General features: G+C 36.6%; 23 protein-coding genes, 1 pseudogene and 1 riboswitch. Of the genes and pseudogenes, 15 read left to right on the top strand and 9 right to left on the bottom strand.

The window, feature by feature from the left end; all coding sequences use genetic code 11:
• Nucleotides 1-21 precede the first annotated feature (21 nt).
• From AC4HCY_RS15170 to AC4HCY_RS15115, 12 genes are all read left to right on the top strand, one after another.
• Nucleotides 22-1,062, top strand: coding sequence for an NAD-dependent epimerase (locus AC4HCY_RS15170; RefSeq protein ID WP_323431856.1), 1,041 nt, complete (start codon nt 22-24; stop codon nt 1,060-1,062).
• Between the two features lie 3 nt (nt 1,063-1,065).
• Nucleotides 1,066-2,277 (top strand): hypothetical protein, encoded by a 1,212-nt coding sequence (locus tag AC4HCY_RS15165; RefSeq protein ID WP_491094542.1) that lies wholly within the window; start codon nt 1,066-1,068, stop codon nt 2,275-2,277.
• The gene (locus AC4HCY_RS15160; protein ID WP_323431854.1) at nt 2,261-3,010 is read left to right on the top strand and encodes a LicD family protein; all 750 of its coding nucleotides are present in this window, start codon (nt 2,261-2,263) and stop codon (nt 3,008-3,010) included. Before AC4HCY_RS15165 ends, AC4HCY_RS15160 begins: the two co-directional genes overlap by 17 nt.
• Nucleotides 3,011-3,044: 34 nt before the next feature.
• Nucleotides 3,045-4,370 carry a Gfo/Idh/MocA family oxidoreductase gene (locus tag AC4HCY_RS15155; protein WP_323431853.1) on the top strand — a complete coding sequence of 442 codons (1,326 nt, stop codon included), beginning with the start codon at nt 3,045-3,047 and terminating at the stop codon, nt 4,368-4,370.
• A gap of 51 nt (nt 4,371-4,421) precedes the next feature.
• On the top strand, nt 4,422-5,087 hold the full coding sequence (locus tag AC4HCY_RS15150; protein WP_323431852.1) for a YveK family protein: 666 nt from the start codon (nt 4,422-4,424) through the stop codon (nt 5,085-5,087).
• A gap of 135 nt (nt 5,088-5,222) precedes the next feature.
• Nucleotides 5,223-6,149, top strand: a complete 927-nt coding sequence (locus AC4HCY_RS15145; RefSeq protein WP_323431851.1) for an LCP family protein — start codon at nt 5,223-5,225, stop codon at nt 6,147-6,149.
• Nucleotides 6,150-6,200: 51 nt separating this feature from the next.
• A complete protein-coding gene (locus AC4HCY_RS15140) occupies nt 6,201-7,121 on the top strand; it encodes an NAD-dependent epimerase/dehydratase family protein (RefSeq protein ID WP_323431850.1) in 921 nt (306 codons plus the stop codon).
• 37 nt (nt 7,122-7,158) lie between these two features.
• Nucleotides 7,159-9,894 (top strand): murein biosynthesis integral membrane protein MurJ, encoded by a 2,736-nt coding sequence (gene murJ, locus AC4HCY_RS15135; protein ID WP_491094541.1) that lies wholly within the window; start codon nt 7,159-7,161, stop codon nt 9,892-9,894.
• Between the two features lie 104 nt (nt 9,895-9,998).
• Nucleotides 9,999-10,643 (top strand): exopolysaccharide biosynthesis polyprenyl glycosylphosphotransferase, encoded by a 645-nt coding sequence (locus AC4HCY_RS15130; RefSeq protein ID WP_323431848.1) that lies wholly within the window; start codon nt 9,999-10,001, stop codon nt 10,641-10,643.
• 60 nt (nt 10,644-10,703) lie between these two features.
• Nucleotides 10,704-11,360, top strand: a complete 657-nt coding sequence (locus AC4HCY_RS15125; protein ID WP_323431847.1) for a YveK family protein — start codon at nt 10,704-10,706, stop codon at nt 11,358-11,360.
• Between the two features lie 27 nt (nt 11,361-11,387).
• Complete coding sequence (locus tag AC4HCY_RS15120) at nt 11,388-12,074, top strand: CpsD/CapB family tyrosine-protein kinase (protein ID WP_323431846.1); 687 nt, start codon at nt 11,388-11,390, stop codon at nt 12,072-12,074.
• A 1-nt stretch (nt 12,075) separates the two neighbouring features.
• Nucleotides 12,076-12,843 (top strand): tyrosine-protein phosphatase, encoded by a 768-nt coding sequence (locus tag AC4HCY_RS15115; RefSeq protein WP_491094540.1) that lies wholly within the window; start codon nt 12,076-12,078, stop codon nt 12,841-12,843.
• Nucleotides 12,844-12,871: 28 nt separating this feature from the next.
• Here AC4HCY_RS15115 and AC4HCY_RS15110 read toward each other — a convergent pair whose 3' ends face one another.
• Both AC4HCY_RS15110 and AC4HCY_RS15105 read right to left on the bottom strand, forming a co-directional pair.
• A complete protein-coding gene (locus tag AC4HCY_RS15110) occupies nt 12,872-13,174 on the bottom strand; it encodes a hypothetical protein (RefSeq protein WP_323431844.1) in 303 nt (100 codons plus the stop codon).
• Nucleotides 13,175-13,296: 122 nt separating this feature from the next.
• On the bottom strand, nt 13,297-13,824 hold the full coding sequence (locus AC4HCY_RS15105; protein WP_323431843.1) for an amidase domain-containing protein: 528 nt from the start codon (nt 13,822-13,824) through the stop codon (nt 13,297-13,299).
• A gap of 148 nt (nt 13,825-13,972) precedes the next feature.
• Here AC4HCY_RS15105 and AC4HCY_RS15100 point away from each other — a divergent pair, with 148 nt between their 5' ends.
• Entirely contained in the window at nt 13,973-15,229 is a 1,257-nt protein-coding gene (locus tag AC4HCY_RS15100) for a cysteine desulfurase-like protein (RefSeq protein ID WP_323431842.1), read from the top strand.
• Nucleotides 15,230-15,406: 177 nt separating this feature from the next.
• A riboswitch (cyclic di-GMP riboswitch) is annotated at nt 15,407-15,492 on the top strand.
• Between the two features lie 239 nt (nt 15,493-15,731).
• Nucleotides 15,732-15,930: pseudogene (locus tag AC4HCY_RS15095) on the top strand (glycerol kinase); the annotation flags it as partial.
• Between the two features lie 51 nt (nt 15,931-15,981).
• Here the strand turns inward: AC4HCY_RS15095 and AC4HCY_RS15090 are convergent.
• Together AC4HCY_RS15090 and AC4HCY_RS15085 are read right to left on the bottom strand one after the other, a co-directional pair.
• Nucleotides 15,982-17,463, bottom strand: coding sequence for an AAA family ATPase (locus AC4HCY_RS15090; RefSeq protein WP_323431840.1), 1,482 nt, complete (start codon nt 17,461-17,463; stop codon nt 15,982-15,984).
• Entirely contained in the window at nt 17,463-18,005 is a 543-nt protein-coding gene (locus AC4HCY_RS15085; RefSeq protein WP_323431839.1) for a hypothetical protein, read from the bottom strand. The genes AC4HCY_RS15090 and AC4HCY_RS15085 overlap by 1 nt, the downstream gene beginning before the upstream one ends.
• Nucleotides 18,006-18,165: 160 nt before the next feature.
• Between AC4HCY_RS15085 and AC4HCY_RS15080 the strand changes: the two genes are divergently transcribed.
• A complete protein-coding gene (locus tag AC4HCY_RS15080; protein WP_323431838.1) occupies nt 18,166-18,360 on the top strand; it encodes a DUF378 domain-containing protein in 195 nt (64 codons plus the stop codon).
• A gap of 28 nt (nt 18,361-18,388) precedes the next feature.
• On the opposite strand, the gene AC4HCY_RS15075 is transcribed toward AC4HCY_RS15080, so the two are convergent.
• The 5 genes from AC4HCY_RS15075 to AC4HCY_RS15055 form a co-directional block, all read right to left on the bottom strand.
• Nucleotides 18,389-19,558: an aspartate aminotransferase family protein gene (locus AC4HCY_RS15075; protein WP_491094539.1), complete on the bottom strand. Its 1,170-nt coding sequence runs from the start codon at nt 19,556-19,558 to the stop codon at nt 18,389-18,391.
• Nucleotides 19,542-20,426, bottom strand: a complete 885-nt coding sequence (argB, locus tag AC4HCY_RS15070; protein ID WP_323431836.1) for an acetylglutamate kinase — start codon at nt 20,424-20,426, stop codon at nt 19,542-19,544. The genes AC4HCY_RS15075 and argB overlap by 17 nt, the downstream gene beginning before the upstream one ends.
• 12 nt (nt 20,427-20,438) lie before the next feature.
• Nucleotides 20,439-21,650, bottom strand: a complete 1,212-nt coding sequence (gene argJ, locus AC4HCY_RS15065) for a bifunctional glutamate N-acetyltransferase/amino-acid acetyltransferase ArgJ (RefSeq protein ID WP_491094538.1) — start codon at nt 21,648-21,650, stop codon at nt 20,439-20,441.
• A 22-nt stretch (nt 21,651-21,672) separates the two neighbouring features.
• Nucleotides 21,673-22,707 (bottom strand): N-acetyl-gamma-glutamyl-phosphate reductase, encoded by a 1,035-nt coding sequence (gene argC / locus AC4HCY_RS15060; RefSeq protein ID WP_323431834.1) that lies wholly within the window; start codon nt 22,705-22,707, stop codon nt 21,673-21,675.
• Between the two features lie 263 nt (nt 22,708-22,970).
• Nucleotides 22,971-26,399 carry a pyruvate carboxylase gene (locus AC4HCY_RS15055; protein ID WP_491096134.1) on the bottom strand — a complete coding sequence of 1,143 codons (3,429 nt, stop codon included), beginning with the start codon at nt 26,397-26,399 and terminating at the stop codon, nt 22,971-22,973.
• Nucleotides 26,400-26,531 lie beyond the last annotated feature (132 nt).

The raw sequence follows: 26,531 nt of genomic DNA, 5'->3' as shown, positions 1-26,531 counted from the left end.
TCTAGTGGGGGCGGCCATATTATGAGAGGTAAATATGCAAAATTGAATATAGGCAAAACATACTTAATAACAGGTGCAGCAGGCTTTATTGGGTTTCATTTATCCAAGAGACTGCTTGATGAAGGCTGCGCCGTTATAGGACTGGATAATCTCAATGAGTATTATGATGTCAATCTTAAAAAAGCAAGACTTGAGATTATTGAGAACTATGGCTCATTTAAATTCATATGTGCAGATCTTCAGGACAAAGAGGCCTTGGAGAAGGTGTTTATAGAAAATAAAATAGATATTGCAGTTAATATGGCTGCACAAGCAGGAGTTAGATATAGCATATCAAATCCTGATATCTATATACAATCTAATATAGTAGGTTTCTTAAACCTGCTGGAGATGTGTAGGCACAACAAGATAGAACATTTAGTATATGCCTCTTCCAGTTCGGTGTATGGAATGAATGTCAATATGCCCTTCTCAGTTCATCATAATGTAGATCATCCAATAAGTCTGTATGCTGCCACCAAAAAGTCAAACGAACTTATGGCACACACCTACAGCCATCTATATGGGCTGCCGACCACTGGCCTCAGGTTTTTTACCGTATATGGTCCCTGGGGAAGGCCGGATATGGCACTATTTTTATTTACAGATGCAATTATAAGCGATAGGCCTATTAAGGTGTTTAACAATGGAAAAATGAAAAGAGATTTCACATATATAGATGATATTGTGGAGGGGGTAGTAAGCTTATTAAACAAGCCTCCAAAATCAAATAAGGAATGGGATATGCATATGGCAGACCCTGGAACCAGCAGTGCGCCCTACAGAATATACAACATAGGAAACAATAGGCCTGTAGATTTAATGGAATTCATAGAGACGATAGAAGAAAAAATAGGCAAAAAGGCAAAAAAAGAATTTCTGCCGCTTCAAGATGGGGATGTGCCAATGACCTATGCCGAAGTGGATGATTTAATTAAGGATGTAGGCTTTAAGCCTGAAACAAATATTAATATGGGGATAGGAAAATTTGTTGAATGGTACAAAGAATATTATCAGAGGTAGTATATGAAATATGATATTGATATTAACAATGAAAAGACATTGAGCGGCAAGATAATATTATTTCTGTTCTGTTTATATTTCATACTTAAACCATTTTACTTTTGGACCAGCGGGTTACCGCAAGTATCCGATGCCATATTATTGATTATGACAGTTCTTTATTTATTTAAGGACAGATTTATCATAAGTTTTTCAAAGAAATCTAAAATATTTATATGTACCAGCTTGGTATTTGTGTTATATGTAATATTTATAAATACCATATGGTCATTAATACTTAATGGAAATTTAGAAGTTTTCACGGCATCTGCATTTTATATATATAACTTTGTGGTAAGCTTGATGGTTTTGATGCTATATTATGAATACCAAGATGTTTTCTATAAGTATATGTATAAATCAATTCTGATATCTATTTTTATGCAGTTAGTTATTTACTTAGCTAGCGGCGGATTTGACGGAACGAGGTCACTGGGTTTTTTTAATAATCCTAATCAACTTGGTTATCACAATCTATTAATGCTCGCATTTCTTATTATGATTAGCCAAAGAAAAAAGCTTAAGACGGGGTTGTACTTGACCAGCGTATTATCAACTTTGATTTTATGTTTTTCATCCTTGTCAAAGGCTGCCATTATTGCATATGCCGGCATGCTGTTTTACTATTCGTTTATTAAAATGATGGCAAAAACTTTTGATAAAAAAGCATTTATTTATATGCTCATTGCTACATTGATAATATCAGCAGCATATTATTTTAATAGGGAAGTCATTGCTTCGAATCAACTTTATATTTCAGTTATGAATAGAGTTTCAACAATAGGTATGGACAGGGATGACAATTTAGCTGGTAGAGGATATTATAGATTGATACACTATCCTCAATATTTGATATTCGGCGCAGGTGAAGGTGAATACTTAAGGTTTAAATATTATATAGAGTTTCACTCAACATTAGGAAATATCTTAATGTCTTACGGGATAATTGGCCTATTCTTATACTTGGCTTCAATCATATTTGCCATTAAGAATAACGGATGGAAAGATACATATATAATATTCTTTATTTTTCTATATGGTTTGACCCATAATGGCATAAGAAATACATTATTATGGATATTGGTTGCATCAATAAGCGGGGAAGATATCAGTACTAATGCTGTTAAGTATAACAGTTTAGGGAAGGAGGGTTTATTAAATGGAGGATTCGATTAATAAAAGCAGCATACAGCTTATGTCATTGAATATGATGATGGAAATGGATAGAATATGCAAAAAAAATGACTTAAAATATTATTTGGCATATGGTACCGTACTGGGAGCTGTTAGACATAAAGGCTTTATACCCTGGGACGATGATATTGACATCATAGTGGACATTGACAATTATAAAAGGTTTTGCGATATAATCCGGCATGAAATTCCAGAAGATTATGTTTTATATTCTGCAGACCAAGACCTAAATTATGATTCGCTAAAAGCAAGAATTAGTATTAGAAAATATTTTCATCATATAATTCATATTGATATATTTCCTATAGTTGGGGTGCCCAAATCTGAAACAGGCCGTAAACTCTTTTGTAATATTTGTCATATTTTGTACAGATCTTATTTCGTTAAAAAAGTTAATATCAATGTCAATTACAAAGGTAACAAAAAAAAGAGAATAATTACTCTCATAGTAAAGCTGATGCTTAAGCCGGTACCTGCAAGATTAATAAAATTTATATTTCATAAGCTAAGCACTTTATATCATATAAAAGAATCTGACATTATTTATAATATTTGCGGTTGCTATGGATATAAAGAACTAATTCCAAAAGAATATATAGGCGAACCGGTTTTGCTTGAATTTGAGGGTCTTGCCCTCCCAGCGCCGGAGAAATGGGATGCTTACCTAACCCATCTATATGGTGACTATATGACCCCAATACAAGGCAATTCTTAAAAAGTTACTGAAATATAAAGATGATGGTGGTTTTATGAAAAAAGTTATAACATATGGAACCTATGACCTATTTCATGAAGGACATTATAATCTGCTTAAGAGGGCAAAGGAATTAGGTAATTATTTAATAGTAGGAGTTACTACGGAGAATTATGATAATAGCCGTGGAAAGTTAAATGTTCAAGAGAGCTTGATGAAAAGAATAGAAAATGTTAAGAATAGTGGCTTTGCTGATGAAATAATTGTAGAAGAATATGAAGGGCAAAAGATTAATGATATCCAAAAATATAATATTGATGTTTTTGCAATTGGCTCAGATTGGTTAGGTAAATTTGATTACATCAAAGAGTATTGCGACGTGGTCTATTTGGAAAGAACAAAAGGGATATCAAGCACTCAATTAAGAGCCGATAAATATGGAATTATTAAGCTGGGCATAGTTGGATGCGGAAGAATTGCTCAAAGACTTATCTCAGAAGCTAAGTTCGTTAGCGGTGTAAATGTTGAAGGAGCATATGAAGCTGATGAGAGTTCACTCAAGCACTTTACTAAAAAGAATGAATTGGCTTTTTTATCTATAAATTTTGATGAATTTCTTGATAAGGTAAATGCTGTCTATATAACAACTTGCTATATTACTCATTATGATTATGTAAAAAGAGCGCTGGAAAAAGGGAAACATGTATTATGTGATAAACCTATGGCTTTATCAGTTAAAGAAACAGATGAACTTTATACGCTAGCCCAAGACAAGAAATGCGTGCTTTTAGAGGCTATAGAAACCGCATATTTCCCAGGGTTTTTAAGGCTGATAAGTGTTGCCAAAACAGGATTGATAGGCAGTATAAAAAATATTGACGCAACATTTGCAAGATCAGATATAAACGCTGCGGTAAAGAGCGCAATGGAGCTAGCATCATATCCCTTATTAGCGATATTTAAAATATTAGGTGAAAACGTAGAGAAGGTTGAGTTCTATTCTTATTGGGACAGCGGAAAAGATTCGGATTTGTTTACCAAAATAAATTTAAAATATAAGGATGCTATTGCAACGGTAAAGATAGGATCGGGGGTAAAATATGAAGGGGATCTTATTATTTCAGGAACAAAAGGGTATATATATGTACCGGCGCCGTGGTGGAAGACAGAGTATTTTGAAATACGTTTTGATAATTCCGCTAATAACAAGAAGCATTATTATAAATTAGAGGGCTATGGATTAAGATATGAATTAGCTGAGTTTATATCAATGATAAATAATAAAGAATTAACAACATATAAATTGAATCAAAATGAATCGGTTAAAATTGCTTGGATTATTGAAAGGTTTAGAAATAAAAAAAATGTGTATAGCATCTGATATTTAAAATAAGCCAACCATAGTAAACATAAACTTTAAGGGGGATTAATAATGGAGCAAATCAATATTATAGAGCTGTTATTGATCCTTAGAAAAAGATTTTGGTTTATTGCCGTATTTATTATTACATTTGCTGCAATAAGCGGTCTTATAAGCTTTTTTATTGTAGAAGCGGAATATCAAACATATACAACCCTAGTTATTGGGGGAATAGGTGACTATAAGGAAAAGGTTGAGTATGCAGATGTGCTGATAAATCAAAAGCTGGTTTCTACCTATGGCGAAATTGCGAAAAGCAAAATGGTAGCAAGGGAGTTAATTTCGAACTTGGGATTGAGCTATACCGATGAAGAGCTAGATAAGAAAATTGAAGTAGCAATAATAAAGGGTACTGAGATAATTAAGATATCAGTAAAAGATAAGGATGGAGGAGTTGCTGCTCGCATTGCCGATGAGCTTGCAAGAGTTTTTATTTATAACATTGTTAATGTGATGAAGATAAAAAATATACAAGTAGTCGACAAAGCTGTAGTACCGGTAAAGCCTTATAAACCAAAACCAGTTGTTAGTATGGCTATTGCATCAGTTTTAGGGAGCATGTTAGGTATCATTTCTGTACTTGCTTATGAGAATTTTGACAGCATTATAAAAAACACTGATGATATAGAGAAAAATTTAGGTCTACCTATCATTGGCATCATACCAAAGATTACATAAATCAATCAGCTTGCCTGACAATCACATAGCTTTATCCCTGAATATATTGTATCAAAGCTATTATTGCTAGAAATGCATATAACATATACAAGTGTATATGTTTGTGAGCGGAGTATGCGGGAAGAAGGATTTTCAATGAGAAGATATCTTGCTGTTTTGAGCGTAACCTTTATTACAATTCTGCTTATATGGTTTGGCAACAGGTTTGGTTATCAAGGCCATCCAAACTTTACAACTGAGATATACCAATATATTAATAAAAGCGATGCAGACTTTAACAATTTAAGTGCTTTTAAAAAGTCGATAATAGACAGCAAAAGGGAAAACCTACTAATACTTGGCATAGAGGGTAAGGCAAGAACAGATGTTATTATATTTTTAAGTTTTGATCCAAAATATAATAACTTAGATATAATATCTATACCAAGGGACACATATTATTATGAAAAAGGATATGAAAGAGGTGACCAAAGAAAAATAAATGCGGTATATGGAAGAAAAAAGGAAAAAGGAAGCATGGAAGCAGTAGGAAAGATACTTGGAGGTCCACCTATAAATAATTATATTGCTATAGAATACGAAGGAGTAGAGGCTTTAATAGATACTTTAGGAGGAATAGAGATAGAGGTTCCATGCCATATGGAAGTTGGAGGAATAGAAATAAATGAAGGGCTGCAAAAATTAGACGGGAAACAAGCTCTCCAATTCTTAAGATTCAGAAAAGGATATAGGGATGGGGATTTAGGGCGAATTAAAGTGCATCAGAAGTTTATTGATAAAGTTATAAATAAATTCTTAAGTTCAAGCTTTTTAGAAATTATAAAAGCTGGCTATGGTTCAATAAAAACAGATATGTCATTGGAGGAAGCAATGGCATACGCAAAACAACTGAAAAAAATAAAAGAAGAAAATATATCAATGAGGATTCTACCGGGAAAAGCAGGATACAAAGAGTTTGGAGGCAAAAACTGGTCATTTTATTTTCATGATCCAATTGAGACAAAGGCACTTATCAAAACTATTTTTTACGTTTATAAAAAAACTATTTTAGAAATGGAATAACTAAAGCATTTAATATTTCATATATTTATTCTGTTAAGGGAGTAAGCCTTTATGTGTACGGTATTAGTCACAGGAGGGGCAGGTTTTATAGGATCTGCTGTTGTTGATCTGCTATTATCAAATGGTCATAAGGTTGTTGTAGTGGACAATTTATCAAATGGCAATATGGATAACGTGAACAAAGCTTCAATATTTTATAATATGGATATAACTGATTTGAAGCTATCCAACATTTTTGAGATTGAAAGGCCCCAGTATGTCATTCATATGGCAGCCCAAATCAATGTTGAGAAATCAATAAAGGATCCGATTTCTGATGCAAATATAAACATCATTGGCTCCATAAATATCCTGGAATGCTGCAGGAGAAGCGGAGTTCAAAAAATAATCTATTCATCAACTGCTGCAGTGTACGGAAATCCTTTATATCTGGGTATAGATGAAAAGCATGAGTTAAATCCTATCTCATTTTACGGAATATCTAAATATATTACAGAACGGTATATAAAATTGTTTAATGCTCTCTGTGGGTTGAATTATACAATACTCAGATATTCCAATGTATATGGAATACGCCAGAGCATTTCAGGGGAAGGCGGAGTTATACCGTGCTTTATCATGCATATGTTAAAGGGCGAAAAACCAACGATTTATGGCAATGGCGACCAGACTAGAGATTTTATATATGTTGATGACGTTGCCAGAGCTAACATTCTTGCATTGGAAAAGGGTGATAATGAAATATTTAATATTGGCACCGGAATAGAAGTAAGTATTAATGATTTATTAAAATCCTTAAGCAGTATAATTGGAGACTGTATTCCTTTATATAAGAGAGAAAAGAAAGGGGATATTAGGTATTGCTATTTTGACATTAGAAAGTCATCGGGTATATTAGGGTGGGAGCCTGAATATATGTTAAAAGAAGGTTTGGATAATACAATTCAATGGTATTCAAAGCTTCTTGCTTAAAATAGTTTTCCAATAGGATAGTATTGGGGCAGATAGAATGCTTAATGAAAGTAAAAGAATATTAATAATAATGCTTATAGCAATATCAGCTAAAGTTCTTGGTTTTGTCAGAGAAATAGCAATGGCATCAGTATTTGGAGCGACCTCATATACTGATGCTTACTTAATTGCAACCACAATTCCTTTGGTTGTATTTGCAAGCATGGGGGAGTCACTAAGCACCACTTTTATTCCTATGTATTCATATATAACGGAGAAAAGGAGCAAAGATGAAGCATTAAATTTTATGAATAATGTGCTCCATTTACTCATGCTGGTTACAACTTCATTAAGTATATTGGGGGTTTTGTTCTCAAAATCTTTAGTCAGCATATTTGCCATGGGCTTTAAAGGAGAAACATTAGAATTAGCAGTAAGCTTCACAAATATATTGCTGCCGGGAATAATTCTTATCGGTATAAATTATGTTTTTACAGGATTTTTACAGGCAAACAAAAATTTTTATGTGACAGCATTCATAGCATTTCCTAAAAATATTGTTATAATCTTATCTACGGTATTAAGTTATTTTTGGAATAAAAGCATATTAGCATACGGAACGTTGCTTGGAATAGCAAGCCAGTTGGTTTATCAATTATATTTTGCTTTGAAGGGTGGATATACATATAAATTTCAAAGAAAGCTCATTGATAGTGATATAAAAAATTTAGGATACTTAATTATACCTGTTTTTTTGGGCATGACTGTGCAGCAGTTGAATGTTCTTATTGACAAGACATTAGCATCAACATTAAGCGAAGGCAGCATAGCTGCTCTTAATTTCGCCGACAAGCTGAACTCATTCGTATTTGGAATTTTTACAGCACCTTTAGTAATGGTTGTATATACTATTATATCTCAATTAGCGGCAAAAGAGGATTGGAAGGCTTTCTATGATACAATTCAAAAGTCTATAAGCTTTATGTTGCTGCTTTTGATACCTGTTTCTATAGGAGCAATGTGCCTTAGCACTCCTGTAGTTAAAGCTTTATTTCAAAGGGGCTATTTTGATGAGCGAGCTACTCACAACACCGCTATTGCTCTATTTTATTACTCTATAGGGATGACGGCATCCGGCTTTAGAATCATATTATCGAAAGCATTCTACTCTTTACAGGATACTAAAACACCGATGTTTAATGGAATTATTGCAATAATTGTAAATATATTTCTTAATTTTATTCTGATAAAACCTCTGGGGCACGGGGGACTTGCCCTTGCTACCAGTATTTCATCTATTATAGGTGCAATATTGCTATTTAATAATCTCAAATCTAGGATGAAATGCTTCGAAGAAAGAAAGGTACTGGTTTTAATTATCAAAGCAGGCATATCCTCGCTATTCATGGCAATTGGCTTGAAAATATCATATATTTTATTTTCACAAGCATTTGGCAGCGGATTCCTTAATGAAATTATGCTTCTTTTTACTTGTATATTATTAGGCGGCTTAATATATTTATTTTCAATTGTACTTATTAGAGTAGAAGAAGCAAGGGTTTTGATTACATATCTTAAGAATAAAACCGGTGCTATGTATTTTTTAAATAATAAGTTAGACACCTTAAAAAGATATATTTGGCGTATAAAGGCATTGCATAAAAATATAGCTTATCCAAAACAACTGAAATTGCTATTGGGTGTTTCTTCACCGACGGAAGATGAAGCGTCTAAAGTTGTATATCATCTGATTTCTTCATTGCCTGCAGAAAAATATGATATAACATTAATTGCTGCAGGAGGCAGTGCTATAGCAGATAAAGCAAAGAAATATAATGAGAACAGCTCTTCAAAGGTAAATATAGTGGTTATACCGTCGTTTGAGCGAGGTATTTCGGCATTGAGTAATTTAAAAACATTTTTCATTATATTAAAAACTATATATGTTGGAAAATTTCATATTGTTCACTTCCATAGCTTCAGATTAGGAGTATTAGGATGTATAGCAGCATGGTTGCTTAAAGTACCCAAGATACTTTTTACAGTGCATGGATGGTACATTAACGAAAGCTCTGCATATACTTTTTTTCAAAGGCTTTTAGCTAGAATTGCGACTAATATCATATGTGTTTCTAAATTTGATCTAAACAAGGGAATTAATAAGAAATGGATAAACATAAAAAATGCATCTATAATTTATTATGGTATTGAAAAAAGCGTATTTAGAACTCCTGCATTAAGAAGAGAGTTAAAAATCAGCAAAAAAATCCCTATAATAGGCATGCTTGCTGAACTAGATGATTTTGATAGCATGGCGTACATAATGGATATATTTAATGAGCTAAAGCAGCGGGAAAGCAGGTTTAAACTCATAATAATGGTTAGCAGATCTCAAGTGTACAAATGCGAAATGCGGATAAATGAGCTTGGATTGAGTTCATATGTTAATATCATATGCCATTGCAGAGATAAGCCAATAATGATTAACGACTTTGATATTTTTTCATATTTTTCTAACAAAGAAAAAGTGCCTATTGAAGTGATTGAAGCAATGTTCGCACAAAAACCTATTATTGCAAATGGTATTGGTGCTTTATCAGAATTGGTCGAAGAAGGTAGGAACGGATATATTATTAAAGAACAGGATGTAAACACAGCGGTAAAAAATATTGAGAAACTATTAAAAAGTAATCATTTAAGAAAAGTTATGGGCAATAATGGAAAGTCCATGGCATTTAGAAAATTCAGCAAAGAAAAAATGATAAGCGAGTATGAATTGCTAATGAAAATATAATCACACTTTTACAAGAACAATATATTATGAATTAAGACAAGAGCATTACAGGTACTAAAGATTGAACTTTTTAGTACCTTTTTATTATTTTAAGGAGAGCTATGATGTTTATTTCTAATAAGCTAAAAAATAATGAAGCGATTGCAATTAAAGTAAAATCCGAAAAGAAAACGTTATATTTACTGTTTAGGAGGCTGATGGATATTTCTATTGCATCCATTGGATTTTTATTTACATTTTCTTTATTAGTTATATTCGGGATATTGATAAAACTGGAGTCTGAGGGTCCGTTTATTTACAGTCAAATAAGAGCAGGGAAGAATGGTCGGCAGTTCAAAATTTATAAACTAAGATCCATGTATATTGATGCTGAAAAGGATGGGCCTCAGTGGGCACAGAACCATGATGCCAGAGTTACCAAAATCGGCAGATGCATTAGAAAAACCAGAATAGATGAAATCCCTCAATTCATTAATATAATTAAAGGAGACATGAGCATAGTTGGGCCAAGACCTGAGAGACCATACTTTATTGACGAGTTTTGCAAAGAAATCCCGGAATATAATTACAGATTGGCAGTTAAACCAGGATTAACAGGTTGGGCTCAGGTAAATGGCGGATATGGGCTGACTCCTCAAGAAAAACTGGAGAAAGACTTATATTATATAAATAATCAATCTATTTGGCTGGATATCAAAATTATTTTAAAGACAGTAAAGATTATATTATCTGGTTATGGAGCCTGGTAAAAATTCATATAAATATTATAAATACTATTCTTAGTATATTGGATAGGGGAGAAAGGGTTTATGATCAAAAAACAGCCGATAGACTATATTTATATATTTAAAAATAAGCTTTGGATAATTGTATTGTCGACGGCTTCATTTCTTTTGATAAGTGGAATTTTCAGCTTTTACATCATTAAGCCTGAGTACCAAACTTTCTCAACCTTGATGATAGGGAAACCCCAAGGTTATTATGAAGGAATAGAGTATAACGATGTATTACTGAGTCAGAAATTAGTGTCAACATATAGTGAAATTGCAAAGAGCAGAACTGTATCAAATGAAGTAATAAAAAATCTGGGCTTAGATATAACATACGATGCAATAAGAAAAAAGGTAAATATTGCGCAAGTAGGAGATACCGGAATAATTAAGATCGAATCAAGGGATGAAAATCCGGAAGTTGCTGCTAAGCTAGCCGATGGAATAGCTGAGGTGTTCATGGAAAAAGTGGTCAAGATTATGAATGTAGAAAACGTCCAGATAATTGATAGAGCTGAAATACCGAAAAAGAATATAAGGCCAATTCCAGTTTTGAATATGACCGCAGCCGGAATATTGGGGATAATGATTGGAGCACTAATTGTTATTTTAATTGACTACTTGGATAATACTATAAAAACACCTGAGGATATAACTAAATATATAGGGATGCCTGTTATTGGCATGATACCATGAAATACAAACAGTATTTGGGGGTAAGAAATGGATAAAAAAAATATTATCACGAATATTAATCCAAAATCACGCTCAGCAGAAGCATATAGAATATTAAGAACAAATATACAGTTTGCAAACATTGACAAAACTTTAAAGAGCATAGTAATAACCAGTCCCGGGCAAGGCGATGGGAAAAGCACTGTTATTGCCAATCTTGCCGTGGCCATAGCACGGAATAATAAAAAAGTTTTATTGATAGACGCTGATCTAAGGAAGCCTAATGTGCATACGTTTTTTCAAGTGAGTAATACAAAGGGCCTTACTAATTTATTATCAGAAGATGTAGAATATATAAGAATAATAGAAAGCACTTATGTGGAAAATTTGGACATATTATCATCAGGTCCAATTCCACCTAATCCTTCTGAGCTTCTAGGGTCAAACAGAATAAAAATATTACTGGATGAGTTAAAGAACGTATATGATATGGTGCTTTTTGACTCACCTCCCGCATGCTTAGTTACTGATGCTGCAGTTTTATCAACAATAGCGGATGGAGTTATCTTGGTCTGTGCAGCAGGACAAACTACAATTGAGAATGCAAAAAATGCTAAGGCTTTACTGGATAAAGTAAATGCTAACATTATAGGAGTTGTCTTGAATAAAATGGCGACAAAAGCCGGACGTTATAATAAAGCAGATGATTATTATTCCTATTATGAAGGTGAATAATATGGTTGACATACATTGCCATATACTGCCCGGAATCGATGATGGACCTGGTAATGTTGAAGAGTCAATTGAAATGGCTAAACGTGCTGAGAGCAACGGAACAAAGGTTATCGTTGCTACACCCCACTATATAGAAAGTGAAGGGTATAAAAGCTATCTATATAACTTGGAAATATTAAACAACTTAAAAAATAGATTATTAAACGGACAAATAAAAATTGAAATCTTACTTGGAAATGAGGTGTTTATTACACCTAATACTATTGAACTGCTAGAAAATAATGAGATAGCCACAATAAACAGAACAAAGTATATATTGATAGAGCTACCTGTGGTTGATATACCCGGTTATATTTATCAAGTAATATTTTCCCTAAGATTAAAGGGGATTTACCCAATATTTGCACATCCAGAGCGAAATTTAAAGATAATCAAAAATCCTAATATTCTATATGATTTTATTAAAAGAGGAGCTTTAGTCCAGCTAAATCTCTCAAGTTTAGAGAAAGGGAGCAAGGATAGCATCGGTAAAACAGCAGGTATTCTATTAGAAAATAGTATGGTACATTTTATTGCTTCAGATGCTCACTCTAGCAGTAAATACAACTTATCATTAATACATGCCTTTAAAATTGCAGGCAGGTATACCAGTAAGAAAAATCTGGAGAAATTTCTTTATGATAATCCTTTGAAGGTAATTAATGATGAAGAACTAACTATTGATGAACCTGTTAAATATAACAAAAAGACTTTGCTTTTTTATCATTGATCCTTTATTCCATATAAATCATCAACCCTTATCCTAAAAATTCCGGATCAATCGTATGATCAGAGCGGATAGCCTTTTGGAGTATTGTAAATGAAACCCCTTTGGTGCCCTCATTGAAATGGCATGGGAACCTGTTTTGGCATTGCAGGCATTCTAAATATTCCTCAGAACCTATTTGCTTTCTATTATCAAACAAAAAAGGCAGAAACGCATCCTCACTTTCGCTGCCGGGAGCATCGGCATCAATACTATAGGAGTAGACGTAAGAAGCTTGGAATTTTGCAGCAAATTTATTGCCCTTGCATATGGGGCATATTATGTTATCAGTCATCAGTTATTACCTCTTTCAGTAAAGATTAACCATTATTATTATCCCTACTGAACGATTAAATATTCTTAATAATGCTGTCCGCTTTCAAAGAGGACAGCATTATTATTTAAAACAGGATAAGATCATACCCTTATTTTTAAATAGTGATATCTTTTAGCTTCCCATGATCTGATGTAGGGTATATTCAATGCTTCATAGGTATGTTGAGATATGAGTGTGTCGATGGGTGAATAACCTGTTACTATAGTTGAGTGAAATATAACTCCATTATCATCTTCAAAAAAAATTAAATCCCCCAGCTCAAGCATGGCTGCGCTGCCTACTTCAAGACCTTTTGCAGCATCGATATTGGAGTTATTATTCACTTTTAGGGTCCAGTATAACGAGTGAGCGACGGCCCAAGGCACCGACCACCTATCATCATTAGTATCATAGGTACCTGACTTATTATACCACCAGGCGTATTCTGTAGTATATGTCATAGGTGCACCGCCAGCCAGCAGGCACTGAGAGATAAAATTCGTGCAGTCCCCGCCCAAGGTTTCATAAATTTGAAAATACTTAAAGCCTGGGTTTGGGGATAAGGCAAAAGTTTTCGCATAATTTACCGCACGTGCTCGATTATACCTATTTTGTCTGTCTAAACCCATAGCTACCTCCTTATAGTTATTCATATTACTATTTTATGAATGGGATTGGGATATGTTCGTTAACTGGGTGTCCTTTTTCTATAGCTTTTAGGTGAGATAAATTGTATAATAAAGCTGAATATTCAAATAAAATTTAGGGGGATTTGCGATGAAATACGATGTTGAAGCTATGAGAAAACAATTTCCTGCTATGGAAAGAAAGATAAACGGATACCCTGCCGCATATTTGGATGGGCCAGGAGGCACACAGGTACCCCAAAGGGTCATCGACAAGGTAGTAGATTATCTCACATGGCATAATTGCAATATTCACGGAGTTTTTGCCACCAGCGTTGAGACAGATAATATGCTTTTGGAAACCAGAAAAGCTTTTGCAGATTTTATTGGATGTTCTTGGGATGAGGTTTCCTTTGGTGCCAATTCTACAACAATAAATTTCAACCTTGCTTCTGCTATAGCCAGAGATCTTAAGCCCGGGGATGAAGTGATTATTACTGATATAGATCATGAGTGCAATAGAGGACCCTGGGAGATGCAGGAGGAAAGGGGTATAATAATACATAATGTCAAGGTGGATCTGGAAAAGTGTATAATTGATATGAACGACTTTAAAAGCAAGCTCAATGATAAAACCAAGGTTGCAGCGTTCAACTATGCTTCAAACGGAGTAGGGACTATCAGCGATGTGAAGACAATGGTTTCAATGGCTCATGAAGTAGGAGCACTTACTATTGTGGATGCAGTACACTATGCTCTTCACGGCCCTATAGATGTTAAAGACTTGGATACGGATTTCCTTTTCTGTTCTGCATATAAGTTCTTCGGTCCGCATATTGGGGTACTATATTCCAAAAAGGAGAAATTAGAAGGGCTAAGGACTATAAAAGTTAAAGAACAGGATGATTTTGCACCTTATAAATTTGAGACCGGGACATTAAATCACGAAGGAATAGCAGGAGCTGCAGAAGCTATAGAGTTTATTGCTTCTATAGGCGAGACCTACGGAAGTGAATTTGAAAAAGAGTTAAAAGGCTTCATAGGCAGAAGAAGAAATGTGGTCGCCGGTATGTTGGCTCTGGAAGCTTATGAACAGCCGATAACAGAGCATTTTATAGATGGATTGGAAAGAATACCGGGAGTTAGAATTTATGGTCCTCCAAAGGGATATCCAAGAACTTCGACAGTATCCTTTACCATGAAAAACAAATCTCCGAGAGAAGTAGCCGAATATCTTTCAGACAGAGGCATATTTGTGTGGGATGGAGATTTTTATGCTTCAAAACTGGTCAGGGTTTTAGGCTTGAGAGAGAGCGGCGGGCTGGTGCGTGTAGGGCTTGCTCCATACAATACGATGGAAGAGATAGATAGAACGCTGAATGCTATCAGAGAATTAGCGGAGAAATAAAATTCCGATGCAGCTTGTTTTAGTGCTAGATCTGGATAAATATACTGATAGCCTTATAAATAATAGCCTATAATACCTGCAAATTATATAAAAAAACAGGGTCTTTAGTGCTAAATAAATGTATATTTAGACATATGTCCACGAGTTGAATACAGGAATATAATTCAATTAAACAAAACTTGATAAAGGCAAACCCATCGAAAGGTGGCGACGCAAAGCTATAGGGGCTACAGTGAAGATTACTAAGCCAGCCAGTTGCCGTGCTAAATAATGTGGATGCGTTATTTATAAAGTCGCTATCTTATGATTGGCGGCTTTATTTAGTTCAATATGCATATAATCAAGCGTTGCTGTCGGCATTATGAAAGGCATTTTTCGCCATAACGGGGAAGGGGTGAGAAGTATTGGGAATAGTTATTGCAGCATCATTTTTTATTTTTGTTGCTTTATTCTTTATATCTACTTATCTTATAGTAAACAGTAAAGAGATTGTATAGATTCAAGAATGATAGAGACAACTGCGTTGGGTGCCTCATATTTGGCGGGTCTCGGTTCAGGTCTTTGGAACAGCAAGGATGAAATACAAAAGGAATGGACTTCTTGATAGGATATTCATACCATGCATGAGTAATGAGCTGAGAAATGAAAAATATATAGGATGGGAAAAGGCTGTGGAGAGATCTATGGAATGGTGCAAATAAGCAAAAATATTGTCATCCTCAGGCTTATAGCCTATAGAATGACAATATTTTTTATGCGGCTTCTTTTTTGATCAAAGCTCTTAGCTCATCACCGGACAGAGTTTCTTTATCCAATAACTCGCTGGATACATCCTTCAATATTTGTATGTTTTCATTCAATAGAGAAAGGGTGCTTTTTTCTACCTCTCCCAATATGGATGAAATAGCATTGTGAAGTTTTTCCTTTGGCAAATCTTCGGCCGATATTATGCCTAATTCAGACATGCCTCCATATACTATATGGCGGGCAAGGTCCGATGCATTCTGAAAATCGCTTGACGCTCCTGTGCTTCTGGAGCTCAACAGAACCTCTTCGGCCAGAGCTCCGGCTAAGGATACTGCGATGCGGCCATTAAGGTAATCACAGGTATAAAGAAACATATCGTCTTCCTGTGTATTGCGCACATAACCAAGAGCATTGCTCCTTGATGCAACATTCACACTGGCTACGGAATGCGGGAATAAAAGCTCTCCTATCAGAGCATGGCCTGATTCATGTATTGCAATTCTAAGCTTCTCATCGACACTGGGAAGCCTGTCAAGCTTTTCTCCCATCATAACCTTTTCAATAGCATTTTTAAAATGCACGGAAGATATTTCTTTTGATTCATCTCGCATTGCCAATATGGCCGCTTCATTGGCTACGCTTTCCAGCTGGGCTCCGGAGAACCCGAAGGTATCCCTTGCTATAGCCTCTATTTCGACTTCTGCGGATAAAGGCTTATTCCTTGTATGGAGCTTTAAAATATGAGCCCTTCCCTTTTTATCGGGCAAATCAACCTTTACAATGCGGTCAAATCTTCCGGGGCGCAGGAGCGCCGAATCCAGCATATCCGACCTATTAGTCGCTCCAATCACAAGGACTTTTACCTCATCGTCAGAAGAAATTCCGTCCATTTGGACCAAAAGCTCGTTGAGTGTCTGATCGTGTTCCTGGTGGCTGTGGTTTTGTCCTCTTTTTCCGCCCAGCACCTCGATTTCATCAATGAAGATTACGGCACTGTGCCTGTTCATCCTTTTTGCAGCTTGTTTGGCCTGGGTGAATAGCTGACGAACCCTTTTGGCGCCTACACCTACATACATTTCTACAAATTCAGAGCCGCTGGCTGATAAAAATATGGAATTGGTGTATTGAGCTGCAGCTTTTGCCAATAGAGTTTTTCCTGTTCCAGGGGGCCCGTTCAATAATATACCCTTTAATGGGCGAATACCTAAGGCTTTTAGCTTGTCATTGCTTTTTATGAATTCAAGGGCTTCCCGCAGCTCATTTTTAGCTATCTCTTGTCCTCCTATATCGTTGAAAGAAATGGAGCTATCCTTTCTTCCTTCGCCAACAGAAGAGCTTTTTACTTTTAATAGCTTGCTGTCAGTGATAAAATATATTGCTCCTGCAAAACCTATAAGAAAAATTAAAGGCAATATATCAAACCCAAGCAAACTTAAAAATACAATTATTGCTGCAACTGCACCAATAATATGTTCCTTATAATTCATTATTTTAAATCACCTGCTTTCTGTGTTTGTCTTGGTATAAGCTTGTACAAAGATTTATCGTTTTTAGTTATATGCAGGTATATATATTTACTATCGATGTTTATTTTAGATTCGCCGCCAATAGATTTTGCTATAGCATCACTCTTTTCTACAAGACTTGGGAAGCTGCCGTCTATTAAAGCTTTTTCAATATAAATGCTTATATCCGAATAAAGCTTTTCTAATTCATCGCTGCCTGTATCCTTGATGTTTATCTTATATGCTTTACCTTTTAATGCTTGTATAGCTTTTTCATTGATCTCTGCATATGTCTTTTGAAAATTGGAAATATTATTTAAAGATATATTAATGATTATTGGCTCATATATTTTTGATGGTTTTTCTAAAACAACGTTTTGAACTCCATTTATACTTTTAAGTCCGCTATTCAAAGGCATAGCTACTGAATAATTTTGCCATAGAAAACGTGCTCCATATAAAACGAGCAAGGTAGCAATAAATGCTAATGTGCCCTTAATTATTTTTGTGGCCTTTATGTTCATAATCCACCTCCATGTTTACATAATATTATAACACGGTTTTTAATTATGGACTAATGACAAATATTTGAATTGATTGTATAAAGATAATAGGTATTGGAAAAAATTATCATACATAAGTATATATAAGAAATATTTATGTTAGGAAAGGGAGGTGAATGGTATGGATAGGCTTTCACTAATATTGGTAATTATAGGAGCTTTGAATTGGCTTTTGGTTGGTTTATTTCAATTTGATCTGGTAGCCGCTCTTTTTGGAGGGCAAAACGCTGTGCTTAGCCGTATTATCTATACATTGGTCGGATTAGCAGGTCTATGGTCAATAAGCTTATTGTTCAGAGACCGTCAAAAGGCTTAAAAAGAAGAACCTCCGAATTTCGGAGGTTCTATTTATCTATAACTCGGCAAAGTATTTCAAGACCTTTAACCAGTTCTTCTTCATTTATTACAAGCGGAGGCAGCAGTCTAATTACATCAGGTCCGGCAGTGAGTACCAATAACCCATTAGATAAGGCTTCTTTTTGAACCTTTGCAGCGTCTCCTTGAATCTGTATGCCTATCATAAGTCCTTTTCCTCGGACCTCCAGTATAGTATTGCAATTGTTTTTTAAGAATTCTTTTATGATATCTCCCTTGGTTATTACGCTATCCATAAATGCTTTATTGCATATCTTATCCAAAACAGCCAGAGCCGCTGCTGAAGCCACAGGGTTGGCGCCGAAGGTGGAGCCATGATCTCCCGGCTTGAATACCTTGCCTAATTTTTCATTGCATAGCACCGCTCCCATGGGAAGGCCGGAAGCAAGGCCCTTTGCAACGGTCACAATATCCGGTTTTGCATCAAAGTGGTTGTAGCCGAACAATAAGCCTGTTCTTCCTATGCCGCACTGGATCTCATCGAATATGACCGCTATATCATTTTCCTTGCATTTTGCGACAACCTTCTTGACATAATCTGCTTCAAGAGGTATTACGCCCCCTTCTCCCTGGATGGCCTCCATCATTACAGCGCATATGCTGGAATCCAAGTTATTTATGAAATCATCATAGTCATTGGCTTTCACATGCTTGAACCCGTCCGTAAACGGAAAGAAGTAGTCATGATATTTTTCCTGACCGGTTGCTGACAACGTGGTCACAGTCCTTCCGTGAAAGGACTGCTTCAGGGTGATTATAGCCGATCTGTCCTTGCCGTATTTATCAAAGCTGTATTTCCTCGCCAGCTTAATGGCTCCTTCATTGGCTTCAGCGCCGGAGTTAGAGAAGAATACTTTGCTCATACATGCATTATCAACCAATTTCTCAGCCAGTAGGATGGAGGGGAGATTATAAAAAATATTTGAAATATGAGCAAGGCTTTTGCTTTGTTCTGCTACAGCCTTCATCCATTCTTTATCTCCATAGCCTAAGCTGTTGACGCCGACACCGCTGGTAAAATCTATGTAGCTGTTGCCTTCGGTATCATATACAGTAGACCCGTTTCCCTTAACCAAAACCACCGGCAATTGAGCATAAGTTTCCATAAAATATTTATTTGCTTTATCGATCAATTCCATTGTTAATACCCCCCTGCTTAATCATTGTGCCTATGCCTTCATCCGTAAATAGTTCGAGCAATAATGAATGCTGCACTCTTCCGTCTATTATATGGGCTCTTTTCACTCCAGTTTTTATCGCATCGCTGCAGCATTTTACCTTGGGTATCATCCCGCCAGTCAATAGGCCACCGGATGTCAGCTGATAAATCCCGTTGAGATCCAGCTGAGATATGAGAGTTGATGGGTCTGAGGGATCTGTCAATATTCCCGGGACATCGGTAAGAAGTATAAGCTTTTCGGCATTTAAGGAAGATGCTATACTGGATGCGGCTGTATCTGCGTTTATGTTATATACAGTTTCCTTATCATCTCCCAAAGCTATGCTGCTTATCACAGGTATATATCCCCCATTGATACTGCTATTGATTATATCTGTATCAACTTTTGATATTTCCCCTACAAGGCCTAGATCATCGTCTGCTTCAAGCTTTTTTGCTTGAAGCATATTACCGTCTATACCGCAGAGGCCTATGGCTTTGCCTCCTTTTTTATATATCATGGCTGTCAAATCTTTATTTATTTTTCCCGCAAGAACCATTTGAACTATATCCATTGTTTCCTTATCCGTATATCTCAAACCATTTATAAATTTGCTTTCCTTATTTATTCTTTTCAGCAAATTATTGATTTCCGGCCCGCCGCCGTGTACCACCACCAGGTTTATACCTATGCATTTCATAAGGACTAAATCGTTTATTACCGCTTCCTTAAGGCTTTGATTGAGCATGGCATTTCCGCCATACTTTACTACAACAGTTTTGCCTTTATGCTGCTGCATGTAGGGCAATGCCTTTGCCAGGATTTCAGCTTTTTTAGAATTTTCCATAATGTCCACCACCTATGAGCGATAATCTCCATTTATTCTCACATATTCGTAAGTCAGGTCGCATCCCCATGCTGCAGCACTTTTATCTCCCTGGTTCAGGTTGACTAATATTTTTATTTCGGGAGCCTTGAGTATTTTTTTTGCTTTGGCTTCATCAAATATAATGGGCATTCCGCATTGATATACTGTCATGCTTCCCTCAGAGCTTTCAAAGGCCACATCTATTTTATGGATATCCAGCTCAATATTGCTGTATCCAAGGGCGCACAATATCCTTCCCCAGTTGGCATCGGCGCCGAAGCATGCTGCTTTTACCAGGTTTGACCTGATCACTGATTTTGATAGAATTTCTGCGATTTCTTCAGAATTTGCACCCATGACCTGGCACTCAATAAGCTTTGTAGCTCCCTCTCCATCCTTGGCTATGAGCTTCGCCAGATAAGTGTTTAAATAGTTTAATACATCTAAGAATGTGTGATAATCATCATTTTTTTCGCTTATTAAAGCGTTTTGAGCTTCACCGTTGGCCAAGATCACTGCCATATCGTTTGTGCTGGTATCCCCATCAACGCTGATTCGGTTATAGGATTTATTAATACTTTCTCTTAATGCCTCTTGAAGCAGATGCTGTTCAATATTCAAATCAGTAGTAATAAAGGATAGCATAGTAGCCATATTAGGATGGATCATTCCTGAGCCCTTGGCCATGCCGCCTATTGTTACAGTTTTATCCCCTATGTTGAAGGCCAATGCTATGGTTTTACTGATGGTATCAGTTGTCATGATGGCCTCAGATGCGCTCTCCTCATCATCCTTGCCTAGGGCTCCGACTAATCTATCCATACCATTTTCTATTGCTCCGATAGGAAGGGGTACGCCGATTACTCCTGTTGAAGCAACAAGGACATTTTCTTTATCGATGCCCAGAGCTTTTGATGTTAAATCTGTCATCATAAAAGCTTTTTTCTTTCCGTCCTCGCCGGTGCAAGTATTGGCATTCCCGCTGTTTATGATTATGGCTTGAGCCTTGCCGTCTTTTATATGCTTCATAGTAACATATAAAGGTTCTCCCTTTACCTGGTTAGTAGTGTATACTGCTGCTGCATTGCACATCTTGGAGGAATATATTAATGCTAAATCTTTCTTGGATTTTTTGATTCCGCAATGAATGCCTGAGGAATAAAAACCTTTTGCTGCTGTAACGCTGCCATTGATTATTTCCATTTCATAAATCTCCTTTCTATCCTTAGAAGGCTGGAGGGATGAACTCTAAACCATTCTTCTCATCAAAGCCCAAAACTATGTTCATATTCTGTATAGCTTGGCCTGCAGCGCCTTTGACCATATTATCAATAGCGCTTACTATTATCAGCCTGTTGTTTCCATCCTGCATATGCAGGGATATGTCACAAAAGTTAGAGTATTTTACATTTCTTATTGATGCTGTTTCACCGACATTTAATACTCTGACGAAGCTTTCCTTTTCATAGTACTTTTTATATATTTCATATATCTTCTCGGCATGTTGTGCTCCATTAAGGGAGCAGTATATCGTTGAGAGGATTCCTCTATTTACCGGCAGAAGATGAGGGACAAAGGTGACTTTGATACAGGTGCCTGCCATTTGGCTGAGGATCTGTTGTATTTCTGGCAGGTGCCGGTGCTCATTTATCTTATAGGGCAGTATGTTCTCATTGCATTCGGGAAAATGCGTGGTTTGGGATAATCCTCTGCCGGCTCCCGTTGTCCCTGATTTAGAATCAATTATTATACCGCCGGTATCTATAAGCTTTTCTTTAAGTGCAGGCATCAAAGCCAATTCGATGCTGGTAGGATAGCAGCCCGGGTTCGCTATTATGTGAGAGCTTTTAATCTTGTCTCTGTTCAATTCCGGCAAGCCGTAGACACTCAACGGATGTATATGAGGCTTGTAGAAAGCTTTACCGTACCACTTAGAATATTCATTCTCGTCTTGCAATCGGAAGTCTGCCCCTAAGTCTATGCAAACCTTGTTTTCTTGAAAGCATTTCTCTGCTATTTCCTCGCTTAAACCATGGGGCAGAGCCGTGAATATGACATCGGATGATGAAATAACCTCTTCTGGGGCGGTGCATTTTAAGGACAGGACTTTTTTCAGATTGCCATAGATATTTTCTATATGCCGCCCTTCGAAGCTGTTTGAGCTTATAGCTGACAGTTCAACCTTTTTATGATTTAATAGGAGTCTTATCAGTTCAGCTCCTACATATCCTGTAGAGCCGATGATTCCAACCTTAACCATAAGCATTCTCCTTTGCGTAATAAAATTAAGTAATGAACATAATTATACACACATATATATAAATATGCAACAAGAAATATTCATTTTTCCAAAAAAGTTTAAAGGGGAATTTCTTTGACGCATTTGATTAAGCAAGATAATACAGTAAGAACTGAAACATGGATTTTAAGTCATATAAATATTTCTATATAGAATAATTGTATAAATATTTAAAGGGCGTTATGCAAAACATGAGCATAACACCCTTTAAATATTTAACCAGCTTAAGCAATTTCTATCAATAGCTGCCCTGATTTTATTTGCTGGCCTTCTTTAACCAATATTTTCTCAATTTTACCGGAAACAAGGGCTGATATATTTGTCTCCATTTTCATAGCTTCTATTATTATTAAGCTTTGATTTTCTTTTACTTCATCGCCTTCGGCAACCAATATTTTAGAAACAATGCCGGGTATTGAAGCACCTATCTCATTGATATTGCCGGGATCAGCCATTAGTGCGGGGTCCACTTTATTGGTTTGACCATAGGCCTTATCAAACATCTTTATCTCACGCCTGTTGCCGTTGACCTCAAATACCAAGGTTTTATTGCCTTCCAGGTCAGTTTTCTGAACCTCTACCAGCTTGACCATCAGAGTTTTGCCCTCTTCCAATTCTATCTCGCTTGTTTCTCCTTCCTTCAATCCATAGAAGAATACATGGCTTTCCAGATTGCTGAGATCTCCATACTCGTCGATGCTTTTCAAGTAGTCCTTATAGACTTTCGGGTATAATGCATAGCTCAGTATATTCCTCATATTGGCTTCATCATGGAGATGCTCCTTTAAGTCAAGAGCAATTTTGTCAAAATCTTCATCGGGCAGTATTTCTCCAGGCCGCTGAGTCAAAGGCTTCTCACCCTTTAAGACAATTTCCTGAAGTTCTTTTGGAAAGCCTCCCACAGGCTGGCCCATCATACCCTTGAAATATGATATCGCTGAATCAGGATATGTTAGGTTTTTGCCTTTTTCATATATATTTTCTTTGGTCAGATTGTTCTTTACCATAAATATGGCAAGATCTCCAACTACCTTGGAAGAAGGAGTGACCTTTACGATGTCACCCAATAGCTCATTGACATCCTTATACATTTCTTTTACTTCATTAAACAAATGTCCCATGCCGAAGCTTTCTACCTGGGACTTGAGGTTGGAATACTGGCCTCCGGGAATCTCATATTTATAGATCTCGGTACTGTCGGATTTTAGTCCTGATTCGAAGGGTTCATATATTTTTCTTACATCATGCCAATAATCCGTTAGCTTTTGCATGTCATCAGCTATCAAGCCTGTATCCCTGTCCGTATATTCCAGGGCGGCAACTATTGAATTCAATGCAGGCTGGCTGGTAAGGGCTGCCATTGAGCTGAAGGCTGTATCGGCGATATCCGCTCCGGCTTCGGCTGCCATTAATATCGTCGCTATGCCGTTTCCGCTGGTGTCATGAGTATGAAGGTGTATAGGCAAGGAAACCTCTTGCTTTAAAGCCCTTATCAGCTTGCTTGCTGCATAGGGCTTAAGCAAGCCGGACATATCCTTAATAGCGAGGATATGAGCGCCCATTTTTTCAATTTCCTTTGCAGTATTTATATAGTATTGAAGAGAGTACTTATCTCTTTTTTCATCAAGAATATCGCCCGTATAGCACATGGCTGCCTCTGCAATCTTGCCTGTCTTTAACACCTCGTCAATTGCGATTTCCATGCCTTTAAGCCAGTTGAGGGAGTCAAAAATTCTGAATATATCTATTCCGCTGCCGGCAGATTCTTTTATGAAAGCTCTTATCACATTATCGGGATAGTTTGTATAGCCTACTCCGTTTGCTCCTCTGATAAGCATCTGAAACAATAGGTTTGGAATTTTGGCCCTCAAGATTTGAAGCCTTCTCCAGGGTGACTCCTTTAGAAACCTGTAGGCGACATCAAAGGTGGCTCCGCCCCACATCTCCAGGGAAAAGAGATCCTTTGCAAAGACCGACGTAGCATCTGCAACCTTCACCATATCCCTGGTTCTCATCCTCGTTGCAACAAGGGATTGATGGGCATCTCTGAAGGTAGTATCCGTCAGCAGGAGCTTTTTCTGATCCTTTATCCATTGGATAAGGCCTTCGATGCCTTGCTCATCCAGTATTTGCTTTGTGCCGTATAGGGTGATGCTTTTCTCAGCCTTTGGCACCATTGGAATGTCAAAATCTTTTTTAGTATCTTTGACCTCATTAACTATTTTTTCTCCTATAAACCTGAGAAGCTTTGTTTCTTTATCCTTCTTGGGTTTTATATGAAAAAGCTCTTGTGTATCATCGATAAAGCTGGTGGTACAATTGCCGGACAGGAAGGTGGGGTGGTTCAATACATTGATAAGAAAACCGTCATTTGTCTTAACGCCTTTTACCGTCAATTCTTTTATGGAGCGGGAAGCTTTTCTTGCAGCATCCTCGAAGGTTCTTGACCAGGATATTATTTTTACCAATAAGGAGTCATAGTAAGGGGTCACCAAGGAACCGGTAAAGCCGTTGCCGCCGTCCAGCCTTATTCCAAAGCCCGAGCCTGTTCTATAATCGTTTATCTTGCCTGTATCCGGAGCAAAATTGTTTGAAGGGTCCTCAGTGGTAACTCTGCATTGAATTGCATATCCTCTCGTGCTGATGGATTCCTGAGACGGGATGCCTATTTCCTTTGAATGCAGAGAGTATCCCTGCCCGATAAGAATTTGGCTTTGCACGATATCTATTCCTGTGATCATTTCACTGACAGTGTGCTCTACTTGGATCCTGGGATTCATTTCAATAAAGTAATGATTCTGGTTTTTATCCACCAAAAACTCAACCGTGCCTGCGCTTTCGTACTTTAAGGCCCCTGCTATTTTCAAAGCATCCTTGCAGATGCTATCCCGGACCTCTTTGCTTATTGTTATAGAAGGAGCAAATTCTACAATCTTTTGATGCCTTCTTTGTATGGAGCAATCCCTTTCATATAAATGGACGATATTGCCGTGAATATCACCTAACACTTGGACTTCAATATGCTTAGGATCTTCCAAATATTTTTCAATAAAGATATCATCAATTCCGAAGGCTTTCTTCGCTTCATTTCTTGCGCTTCTGAATGCGTTTATCATATCTTTTTCATCATGTACGACTCGCATACCTCGGCCGCCGCCGCCTGCAGCAGCTTTAAGCATGATGGGATAACCGCATGTTTTGGCAAATTCCACTGCTTCATCTTCGGTCTTTAAGGGAGCTTCCGAACCGGGTATAGTTGGGACTCCGGCCTTTTTTGCAAGGCTTTTGGATCTTATTTTATCTCCCAGGCGTTCAATCATATAGCTTTTAGGGCCTAAGAATACTAAGCCGGCGTCCTCGCAGCGTTTTGAAAACATAGGATTTTCAGATAAAAAGCCATAACCCGGGTGTATTGCGTCCGCGCCCTTTCTCAAAGCCAACTGCACAATATCTTCTATACCGAGATAAGCCTCTATAGGTCCTTTGTTTTCTCCTATCAGATAAGACTCATCCGCTTTGGTTCTGAATAAGGCATATTTGTCTTCTTTAGAGTATATGGCTATGGTTCTGATGCCTAATTCCTGACAGGCTCTGAATATTCTTATTGCAATTTCTCCTCTGTTGGCTACAAGTACTTTTTTAAATTTCTTTATCATGGCTTCACATCCTATCATATATATAATTATAAATAAAAATGTATATTAAATCATATTATATAAAAACTAAGCTTTTGGTTTCAAGCATTATTTTTATAATGAATAAAAAAATCAGGGAGTTCTTTGGCT

This window comes from Lutispora sp. QWL-02, from assembly GCF_058315355.1.
Note: the sequence above shows the minus strand (reverse complement) of the source record. Positions and strands in the feature narration are given on the sequence as shown.

Bases quoted from the DNA above. Each gene is read 5' to 3' on its own strand.
- AC4HCY_RS15170 (WP_323431856.1), top strand. From the start codon at position 22: ATGAGAGGTAAATATGCAAAATTGAATATAGGCAAAACATACTTAATA.
- AC4HCY_RS15165 (WP_491094542.1), top strand. From the start codon at position 1,066: ATGAAATATGATATTGATATTAACAATGAAAAGACATTGAGCGGCAAG.
- AC4HCY_RS15160 (WP_323431854.1), top strand. From the start codon at position 2,261: ATGGAGGATTCGATTAATAAAAGCAGCATACAGCTTATGTCATTGAAT.
- AC4HCY_RS15155 (WP_323431853.1), top strand. From the start codon at position 3,045: ATGAAAAAAGTTATAACATATGGAACCTATGACCTATTTCATGAAGGA.
- AC4HCY_RS15150 (WP_323431852.1), top strand. From the start codon at position 4,422: ATGGAGCAAATCAATATTATAGAGCTGTTATTGATCCTTAGAAAAAGA.
- AC4HCY_RS15145 (WP_323431851.1), top strand. From the start codon at position 5,223: ATGAGAAGATATCTTGCTGTTTTGAGCGTAACCTTTATTACAATTCTG.
- AC4HCY_RS15140 (WP_323431850.1), top strand. From the start codon at position 6,201: ATGTGTACGGTATTAGTCACAGGAGGGGCAGGTTTTATAGGATCTGCT.
- murJ (WP_491094541.1), top strand. From the start codon at position 7,159: ATGCTTAATGAAAGTAAAAGAATATTAATAATAATGCTTATAGCAATA.
- AC4HCY_RS15130 (WP_323431848.1), top strand. From the start codon at position 9,999: ATGTTTATTTCTAATAAGCTAAAAAATAATGAAGCGATTGCAATTAAA.
- AC4HCY_RS15125 (WP_323431847.1), top strand. From the start codon at position 10,704: ATGATCAAAAAACAGCCGATAGACTATATTTATATATTTAAAAATAAG.
- AC4HCY_RS15120 (WP_323431846.1), top strand. From the start codon at position 11,388: ATGGATAAAAAAAATATTATCACGAATATTAATCCAAAATCACGCTCA.
- AC4HCY_RS15115 (WP_491094540.1), top strand. From the start codon at position 12,076: ATGGTTGACATACATTGCCATATACTGCCCGGAATCGATGATGGACCT.
- AC4HCY_RS15110 (WP_323431844.1), bottom strand. From the start codon at position 13,174: ATGACTGATAACATAATATGCCCCATATGCAAGGGCAATAAATTTGCT.
- AC4HCY_RS15105 (WP_323431843.1), bottom strand. From the start codon at position 13,824: ATGGGTTTAGACAGACAAAATAGGTATAATCGAGCACGTGCGGTAAAT.
- AC4HCY_RS15100 (WP_323431842.1), top strand. From the start codon at position 13,973: ATGAAATACGATGTTGAAGCTATGAGAAAACAATTTCCTGCTATGGAA.
- AC4HCY_RS15090 (WP_323431840.1), bottom strand. From the start codon at position 17,463: ATGAATTATAAGGAACATATTATTGGTGCAGTTGCAGCAATAATTGTA.
- AC4HCY_RS15085 (WP_323431839.1), bottom strand. From the start codon at position 18,005: ATGAACATAAAGGCCACAAAAATAATTAAGGGCACATTAGCATTTATT.
- AC4HCY_RS15080 (WP_323431838.1), top strand. From the start codon at position 18,166: ATGGATAGGCTTTCACTAATATTGGTAATTATAGGAGCTTTGAATTGG.
- AC4HCY_RS15075 (WP_491094539.1), bottom strand. From the start codon at position 19,558: ATGGAATTGATCGATAAAGCAAATAAATATTTTATGGAAACTTATGCT.
- argB (WP_323431836.1), bottom strand. From the start codon at position 20,426: ATGGAAAATTCTAAAAAAGCTGAAATCCTGGCAAAGGCATTGCCCTAC.
- argJ (WP_491094538.1), bottom strand. From the start codon at position 21,650: ATGGAAATAATCAATGGCAGCGTTACAGCAGCAAAAGGTTTTTATTCC.
- argC (WP_323431834.1), bottom strand. From the start codon at position 22,707: ATGGTTAAGGTTGGAATCATCGGCTCTACAGGATATGTAGGAGCTGAA.